At 42.4% G+C, this 646-nt stretch carries 1 protein-coding gene; it reads left to right on the plus strand.

Annotated elements, in window-relative coordinates:
* Window positions 1–194 precede the first annotated feature (194 nt).
* Window positions 195–646 (plus strand): reverse transcriptase domain-containing protein (locus K6Y31_RS22105; RefSeq protein WP_251080939.1); only part of this gene is annotated, 452 nt, incomplete at its 3' end.

Below are 646 nucleotides of genomic sequence, written 5' to 3' on the forward strand. Positions count from 1 at the left end.
CATAGTATTTTGAATTCACATTCAAAAGAAGGCCTGAATTGAATATATCAAGAAGCAGTCGCCAAAACTCAAATACGCGGAGCAACAGCAACGATGAAATACATCACTACGTCCCAATTGGCAAAGCCGTCAGCTAAGCGAAAGGAAACGAAGTGTAGCAAACGTATTCGGCGTCGAAGGAAGGACGAGTCTTGATGCAAACGAGTCAATTGCTTGAATTGATGTTTAGTTCAGAACAGCTGAATATGGCATTAAAGCAAGTCAAAAGTAATAAAGGTTGTGCGGGTATTGATCGACTGTCAATAGAAGCGACAATTGCAAAACTAAGACAAGGCGACAATGGTAATAAGTTCCGTCAATCGTTATTAACGAGTACTTATCAACCGCAGCCAGTTCTTGGGGTTGAAATACCTAAACCCAGCGGAGGTGTTCGTCGACTTGGCATTCCGACAGTACAGGATAGGATCGTGCAACAAGCGATATCCAATGTGCTAAAGGATGTGTATGAGCCAACATTCTCAAACAGCAGTTACGGATTTAGACCCGGAAGAAGTGCTCACCATGCGTTAGTACAAGCGAGTCAGTATGTTCGTTCAGGCCTTGGTTACGTTGTAGATATTGATTTAGAAAAGTATTTTGACACGGT

This window comes from Motilimonas cestriensis (assembly GCF_021295315.1).
GTDB lineage: Bacteria > Pseudomonadota > Gammaproteobacteria > Enterobacterales > CBDFNC01 > Motilimonas > Motilimonas cestriensis.